General features: G+C 74.9%; 7 protein-coding genes. All 7 read right to left on the bottom strand.

Features of this window, described 5'->3' with window-relative positions:
• Positions 1–90 precede the first annotated feature (90 nt).
• The 7 genes from ACZ58N_RS35075 to ACZ58N_RS35045 all read right to left on the bottom strand — a co-directional run bounded on the left by ACZ58N_RS35075 (position 91) and on the right by ACZ58N_RS35045 (position 7,163).
• Positions 91–807: a GntR family transcriptional regulator gene (locus ACZ58N_RS35075; RefSeq protein ID WP_471168480.1), complete on the bottom strand. Its 717-nt coding sequence runs from the start codon at positions 805–807 to the stop codon at positions 91–93.
• A 65-nt stretch (positions 808–872) separates the two neighbouring features.
• Complete coding sequence (locus tag ACZ58N_RS35070) at positions 873–1,898, bottom strand: ornithine cyclodeaminase family protein (RefSeq protein ID WP_471168478.1); 1,026 nt, start codon at positions 1,896–1,898, stop codon at positions 873–875.
• On the bottom strand, positions 1,895–2,914 hold the full coding sequence (locus ACZ58N_RS35065) for a proline racemase family protein (protein ID WP_471168475.1): 1,020 nt from the start codon (positions 2,912–2,914) through the stop codon (positions 1,895–1,897). Before ACZ58N_RS35065 ends, ACZ58N_RS35070 begins: the two co-directional genes overlap by 4 nt.
• Positions 2,911–3,915 carry a proline racemase family protein gene (locus ACZ58N_RS35060; protein WP_471168472.1) on the bottom strand — a complete coding sequence of 335 codons (1,005 nt, stop codon included), beginning with the start codon at positions 3,913–3,915 and terminating at the stop codon, positions 2,911–2,913. Before ACZ58N_RS35060 ends, ACZ58N_RS35065 begins: the two co-directional genes overlap by 4 nt.
• 400 nt (positions 3,916–4,315) lie before the next feature.
• Entirely contained in the window at positions 4,316–5,245 is a 930-nt protein-coding gene (locus tag ACZ58N_RS35055) for a dihydrodipicolinate synthase family protein (protein ID WP_471168469.1), read from the bottom strand.
• 87 nt (positions 5,246–5,332) lie between these two features.
• Positions 5,333–6,868: an FAD-dependent oxidoreductase gene (locus ACZ58N_RS35050; protein ID WP_471168467.1), complete on the bottom strand. Its 1,536-nt coding sequence runs from the start codon at positions 6,866–6,868 to the stop codon at positions 5,333–5,335.
• Positions 6,849–7,163 carry a (2Fe-2S)-binding protein gene (locus ACZ58N_RS35045; RefSeq protein WP_471168488.1) on the bottom strand — a complete coding sequence of 105 codons (315 nt, stop codon included), beginning with the start codon at positions 7,161–7,163 and terminating at the stop codon, positions 6,849–6,851. Before ACZ58N_RS35045 ends, ACZ58N_RS35050 begins: the two co-directional genes overlap by 20 nt.
• Between the last annotated feature and the right edge of the window lie 34 nt (positions 7,164–7,197).

Raw genomic sequence — 7,197 nt, 5'->3', positions numbered from 1 at the left:
GAATACGCCCGGTATGAGGGTGCTCCTCCGCCTTGCGAGGCACCGCATCCGACGCCGTGCGCCGATCCACCGGGGATTACGGGACAGCCCTTAGGCCGGGAGGCCCGAGCCCAGACCGCCCGGGGTGCGGCCGACCGGTTCGTCGCGGCCCTGGGCCCACAGGGAGCGGACGTGGCCGAGGTGGCGCTGCATGCAATCCATGGCCGCCTCGGCGTCGCCCGTGAGCATCAGGTCGAGCAGTTCGATGTGCTCCTCGGCGGAGGAGACCAGCTTGCCCGCCTCGTCGAGGCCCGTCAGTCCGTAGAGCCGGGAACGCTTGCGCAGGTCGCCGACCGTCTCCACCAGACGGTCGTTGCCCGCCAGGGCCAGCAGGCCGAGGTGGAAGCGACGGTCGGCCTCCAGGTAGCCGATGAGGTTGTGTTCCCGCGCGTTGGTGACGATCTCCTCGGCGACGGGCCGCAGCGCCTCCAACTGCTCGGCCGTGGCGATCTTCGTGATCCTGCCGATGGTCGGGACCTCGATCATCGTGCGCAGTTCGGTGTACTGGTCCAGGTCGCGTTCGCTGACCTCGGTGATCCGGAAGCCCTTGTTGCGGACGGGCTCGACCAGGCCCTCGCGGGCCAGGTCCAGCATCGCCTCGCGGACGGGTGTGGCGGAGACGCCGAGTTCGGCGGCGAGACCGGGGGCCGAGTAGACGCTGCCGGGGCGCAGCTCACCCGCTATCAGGGCGGCTCGGAGCGCGTGGCCGACCTGGTCCCGGAGCCGTTCCTGGGCCTTGATGAGACTGTGCTGCTTCAGGTCACCCATTGCATTTCCTCCGAGACCCCCGACACGATCACCGCCCCCGACGAGCAGAGGCACAGCGTACAATGTCACGTTTCGCCGCTTGCCCCGGCGGCCTCGAACAACGCGACCGCCACGGCAAGATCCTCCCAGGCCATGCCCACGCTCTTGAAGAGCTGTGGACAACCCGGGCGTCCGCCGACCGCGATCCGGCCCGTGACCAGGTCGGCGAGGGTGCCGTTGATATGACCGGGCCCGATCGCCCCTTCCGCCTCCGGGACCAGGAGGTCGCCCGCCTCGCGCAGGGCCGCCGCACGCGATTCCACGTACACGGCCGCCCGGCGCACGAGCGCGGTGTCCGTCTCGCGGGCGTCGGGCTCGTGCGATCCGACGGCGACGACCACCGCGCCCGGCGCCACCAGCCGCCCGTCGAAGAGGGGTTCGCGGGCCGTGGTGCAGCACACGACCAGGTCCGCGCCCGCCACGTCCCCGGCCACGCCGGTACGGGCCGCCGCGCCGAGGGAGCCGGCGTGCGCCACCAGCTGCGCGGCCCGCGCCGGATCCCGGGCGACGACCACCACCTCGGCGAGCTCCCGCACCCCGAGCACCGCTTCGAGGTGGCCGTACGCCTGCGGTCCCGAACCGAACAGCACCAGCCGCAGCGGCTTCCCCACCGGGACGAGGTGACGCAGGGCCAGGGCGGAGACGGCCGGGGTGCGCAGGGTGGTGAGGGCCGCACCGTCGAGGAGGGCCAGCGGGCGCAGTGTGGGCCCGTCGAGGAGCAGGTAGCTGCCGGTGATGCGGGGCAGGCCGCGGGCGGGGTTGCCCGGCGCGACGCCGGCGATCTTCACCCCGGCGTACGCTCCGGACGCGGCCGGCATCAGCAGCAGTTCACCGCCGGGGACGTCGAGGGCGGTGCGTCGGGGGCAGGTCTCCGGGTCGAGGCCGCCGAGCAGGACCGCCGCGAGGGCGTCGGCGGCCCCGGCCGGTGTGAGGAGCCCGGCCATCTCCTCGGCCCCGAGCCGGACGGGCCCGGAGCCGTCGGAGCCGGTCCGCGCGGCCCCGGTGCGCGCGCTCCCGGGCTTCGCGGGCGCCCCGGACCCGTGCCCGATCACAGGGTGAATCCCGCGCCGAGGGCGTCGTACGGGTCGACGGTGAAGTTGTGCTCGCCGGTGCGGTAGGCCGCGCCGGTGACCTCGGTGACCCCTCCCTCCAGGATGCGGCCGGTGAACACGGAACCCACGACCGACTCGTGCAGCAGGTCCTCGCCCGCGCCGAGCCGGCCGTCCTCGGCGAGCAGCGCGAGCCGGGCCGAGGTGCCGGAGCCGCAGGGTGAGCGGTCGATCTGGCCGTCGGCGAAGACCGTGACGTTGCGTTGGTGGGGGCCGAACGGGGTGTCGGGCAGCTCCTCGTGGAGGATCACCCCGTACACCCCGGAGAGCAGCGGCCCGTCGGGGTGCCAGGTGGCGGGGTGGCCGGCCAGCGCCGCCCGAATCTCCTGCCCCGCCCGGGTGAGCTCGGGCAGTGCGGCGCGGGTGACTTCCAGTCCGAGGTCCCGGGCCCGGACCGAGGCGTAGCAGGCGCCGGCGTGCGCGATGTCGACCTCGGCGATGCCGAGGGTGGTGGCGACCGACACCTTGCGGGCGCCGACCCGGGCAGGGACGTTGCGGAAGGTGATGCCGGTGGTGCGGCCGTCGGCGCGGTGAACGGTGGCGCGGACCCGCCCGGAGGGCACGTCGATGCGCACCTGGACCTCTCCGTCGGCCGGGGCCGGCACCCGGCCGGTGTCCACGGCCCAGGCGCCGAGCGCCATCGTGCCGTGGCCGCACGCGGTGGAGTAGCCGTCCTTGTGCCAGAACAGGACTCCGAAGTGGGCGCCGTCGTCGTCCGGGGGCACGACGAACCCGCCGTACATTCCGGCGTGTCCGCGCGGCTCCCGCACGAGCAGGCGTCGTACGTCGTCCAGCGGGCCGGGGCGCGGCGCGGTGCCGGAGCCGCCGGGTCCGATGGCGGTCACGCAGCGCTCGGCGACGGTGTCCCCGGGCGCGGGGGCCATGCCGGTGTCGCGGGTGTCGACGATCCGGAAGGGCTCGCCCGCGGCGTGGTAGTCGGTGGTCCGTACGGATCTCACAGCAGGAACCCTCCGGGGAAGGGGTCGGTCGGGTCGAGGAAGTACTGGGCGGTGCCGGTGATCCAGGCCCGGCCGGTGATGGTGGGGATGACGGCGGGTCGTCCGGCGACGGTGGTCCGCGCGGTCAGCCGGCCGGTGAACTCGGTGCCGATGAAGGACTCGTTGACGAAGTCGGTGTCGAGTTCCAGCAGGCCGCGGGCGTGGAGCTGGGCCATGCGCGCGCTGGTTCCCGTGCCGCACGGCGAGCGGTCGAACCAGCCGGGGTGGATGGCCATCGCGTGGCGGGAGCGGCGGGCGTCGGAGCCGGGGGCGGCGAGGTAGACGTGCTTGAGCCCGGTGATGGAGGGGTCCTCGGGGTGGACGGGCCGGTCCGGGGAGGCGTTGACGGCGTCCATGACGGCGAGGCCCGCGGCGAGCAGGTCGTCCTTGCGGGCCCGGTCGAAGGGCAGGCCGAGCGCGTCCAGTTCGACGAAGGCGTAGAAGTTCCCGCCGTAGGCGAGGTCGTAGGTGACCGTGCCGAAGCCGGGGACCTCCGCCTTCAGGTCGAGGCCGACGCAGAAGGAGGGCACGTTGGTGAGGGTGACGGCGGTGGCCGCACCGTCCTCGACGCGGACGTCCACGCGGACCAGGCCGGCCGGGGTGTCGAGCCGGACGGTGGTGACCGGTTCGACGATCGGGACCATGCCGGTCTCGACCAGGACGGTGGCCACCCCGATGGTGCCGTGGCCGCACATGGGCAGCAGGCCGGACACCTCGATGTAGAGGACGCCGAAGTCGGCGTCGGGGCGGGTCGGGGGTTGGAGGATCGCGCCGCTCATCGCCGCGTGGCCGCGCGGCTCGTACATGAGGAGGGTGCGGACGTGGTCCGTGTGCTCCATGAAGTGGAGCCGTTTCTCGGCCATGGTGGCGCCGGGGATCACCCCGACTCCGCCGGTGATGACCCGGGTCGGCATGCCCTCGGTGTGCGAGTCCACCGCGTGGTAGATGTGGCGCGTGCGCATGGGTTCCCCTGAGGGCTGGGCCTGCCCGCCCGCAAGACGCGCAGAACGGACAGGACGGACAGGACGGGCGGACGGGCGGAACGCCCGGACGAGCGGGCGGCAGGACGGGCGGACAGGGCCGGTGGCGGGCGGGCCCGAGCCGGGGGCCGACGCCCGTGTCGGCCCGGGTGCCCCCAAAACCTGTCGCCAAAGTCCCGTCGTCGCCCGCGAGGCAGACGGGAGTTTGACGACAGGTCCTAAGGGCTGTCCCGCAATCCCCGGCGGGCGCACGACGCCGGCTACGGCACCTCGCCGCGTTGTCGAAACGCCCGAATACGCCCAGTATGCGGGCGCTCCTCCGCCTTGCGAGGCACCGCATCCGACGCCGTGCGCCGATCCACCGGGGATTACGGGACAGCCCTTAGGAGAGGCCTTCGGCGAGCGCCTTCTCGGTGGCGGCGCGGACGGCGGCCTCGACGTCTCCGGTGAGGGGGAAGCGCGGCGGGCGGGTGGGGCCGCCGGGGCGGCCGGCCAGGTCCATGGAGAGCTTGATGGCCTGGACGAACTCGGTCCTGGAGTCCCAGCGGAGCAGGGAGTGCAGGGACTTGTATAGCGGCAGCGCGGTGGTGAGGTCGCCGGCGACGGCCGCCCGGTAGAGGGTGGCGGAGGCGGCGGGCAGGGCGTTGGGGTATCCGGCGATCCAGCCGACCGCGCCGGCGAGGGCGAGTTCGAGGAGGACGTCGTCGGCGCCGATGAGCAGGTCGAGGCCCGGGGCGAGTTCGGCGATCTCGTAGGCGCGTCGGACGTCACCGCTGAACTCCTTGACGGCGACGACGGAGCCGTCGGCGTGGAGCCGGGCGAGGAGGGAGGGGACGAGGTCCACCTTGGTGTCGATGGGGTTGTTGTACGCGACGACGGGCAGGCCCGCGCGGGCGACCTCCGCGTAGTGGGCGCGTACCGCGTCCTCGTCGGCGCGGTAGGCGTTGGGGGGCAGGAGCAGGACGGAGCCCGCTCCGGCCTCGGCGGCCTGGTCGGCCCAGCGGCGGGCCTCGGCGCTGCCGTAGGCGGCGACGCCCGGCATGACGCGGCTGCCGTCACCGGCGGCCTCGACGGCGGTACGGACGACGCGGGCCCGCTCCTCGTCGGTGAGGGTCTGGTATTCCCCGAGGGAGCCGTTGGGGACCACGCCGTCGCAGCCGTTGGCGATCAGCCATCGGACGTGTTCGGCGTAGGCGTCGTAGTCGACGCCGAGGTCGTCCTCGCGCAGGGGCAGGGTGGTGGCCACCATGATTCCGTGCCAGGGGCGGGTGCGGGTGTCGGTGCTGGGCGCGGGGGTGGGCGCGTGGTTCATGAAGTGACTCCCTAGTGTGGTGTGTGACATTTTACTAGTGGGTGTGATGCGGCCACAAGGGTTCGGAGCGGCCGGGTCGGGAAGGCCTCAGGAGCCGTCGACGGTGGCAGCCGCTCCCGGACGCGGACCGGCCCCGGGGGCGCCGTCGCCCCCGGAACCGGAGGGGGGCGGCGGGCAGGACGGCGGCAGCGCCGCCAGGTGGGACAGCGGGACCGGGCAGGACAGCGGTCTGCGGTCCGGCGCCGGCTCCTCGCCCGCCAGCGCGGCCACGGCCGGGCCGCACATCCGGCCCTGGCACCAGCCCATGCCGGCCCGGGTGAGGAGTTTGACCGTACGGGCGTCCCGCGCGCCGAGTTCCCCGACCGCCTCGCGGATCCGGCCGGCCGGAACCTCCTCGCAGCGGCACACGTCGGTCCCGTCGCGCAGCCAGTCCGTCCAGCCTTCGCCGGAGCGGTGGGCCGCCGCCATCGCCCCGGCGAAGGCCCGCAGCCGGGAACGGCGGCGGACGAGCCCGGCCGGGGCGGGCCGGCCCGCGATCGCGTGCGCCGCGATCTCCCCCTCGGTCAGGGCCAGTCCGGCACCGCCGATGCCACCCGTCTCACCGGCGGACCAGACGCCGGGGACGGACGTGCGCTGCTCCTCGTCGAGGTCGAGGGCGACGGTGCCGTCCGGGGAGCGGCGGGTGGCGCAGCCGAGGCCGGTCGCCAGTTCCAGCTGGGGCACGAGCCCGTGGCCGACGGCGACGGCGTCGCAGGGGATCCTGCGCGAGGTGCCGGGCAGCGGACGCCAGTCGCGGTCCAGACGCGTGATGGTGACGGCCTCGACCCGGTCGCCGCCGTGGGCCTCGGTCACGGCGTGCCGGGTGCGCAGCCGGATGGCGTGGCGCAGCAGGGCGGCCCCGTACGAGGCGCCCTCGACGAGCTTGCCGGGGTTGCGCAGCAGGGCGCCGGCGTGGGGGGCGTACGCGGTGTACGCGCCGGCCTCGACGACCGCGGGGACGGTGGCCCCGGCCGCGGCGAGGGAGCCGGCCACGGCCAACAGCAGCGGCCCGCTCCCGGCGACCACGACGCGGCGGCCGGGCAGGACGAGTCCGCCCTTGAGCATGGCCTGGGCCCCGCCCGCCCCGATGACCCCGGGCAGCGTCCAACCGGGGAAGGGCAATTGGCGCTCGTGGGCGCCGGTGGCCAGGAGGACGGTCCGGGCGTGGACGGTCGCGGGCTCCTCCCCCGGTCCGGCCACCGCGTGCAGGGTCCAGCCTCCGGCGTCCGGGACGACGGTCCAGACGTGGTGGAAGGAGAGGTACGCGATGCGACCGGCCGACTCGTGGGCGCGCAGGGCGGCTTCGCGGGTGGCGAAGGCCCGCCAGTCGTGGTGCAGGGCCTCGGGCCGGGCGGCCCCGAGGCCGGGGGCGGGGTGGCGGTAGAACTGGCCGCCGGGGCGCTCGCCCGCGTCGAGGACGGTGACGAGCAGGCCGAGGTCCGCGGCCGTCACGGCGGCGGCCAGGCCGGCGGGGCCCGCGCCGACGACGGCAAGGTCGGCGGTCGCCCGGCCGGCGGTGGCGGGGGGCGGGGTCGGAGCGCCGTCCGGGGGCGAAGGGGCTTCCTCAGACGGCGAGTTCGGCACGGCCGGTTCCTTCCTGGGAGGTGACGGCGTCGCCCGGGCGGGCGGGGACGAGGCAGGCGCGTTGGTTGGGGCGGCCGTTGACGGTGACGAGGCAGTCGTAACAACTGCCGATCCCGCAGAAGGCGCCCCGGGGTGCGCCGCCGTCGCGGGTGGTGCGCCAGGCGAGGATGCCCGCGGACCAGAGCACCGCCGCGACGCTCTGGCCGGCCTGCGCGGTCAGCTCGCGGCCGTCGAAGCGCAGGACGTACGTGGCCGTGGGACTGCCGCCGACCAGAGAGCGGGGGGTGCGCATCAGGGGCTCCTCGGGTGCCGGCGCCGTGGCTCCGGCC

This window comes from Streptomyces sp. NPDC040432, from assembly GCF_055595445.1.
The sequence above is the reverse complement of the archived record's forward strand: the minus strand, read 5'-3'. Positions and strand labels throughout refer to the sequence as shown.

Bases quoted from the DNA above. Each gene is read 5' to 3' on its own strand.
- ACZ58N_RS35055 (WP_471168469.1), bottom strand. From the start codon at position 5,245: ATGAACCACGCGCCCACCCCCGCGCCCAGCACCGACACCCGCACCCGC.
- ACZ58N_RS35075 (WP_471168480.1), bottom strand. From the start codon at position 807: ATGGGTGACCTGAAGCAGCACAGTCTCATCAAGGCCCAGGAACGGCTC.
- ACZ58N_RS35060 (WP_471168472.1), bottom strand. From the start codon at position 3,915: ATGCGCACGCGCCACATCTACCACGCGGTGGACTCGCACACCGAGGGC.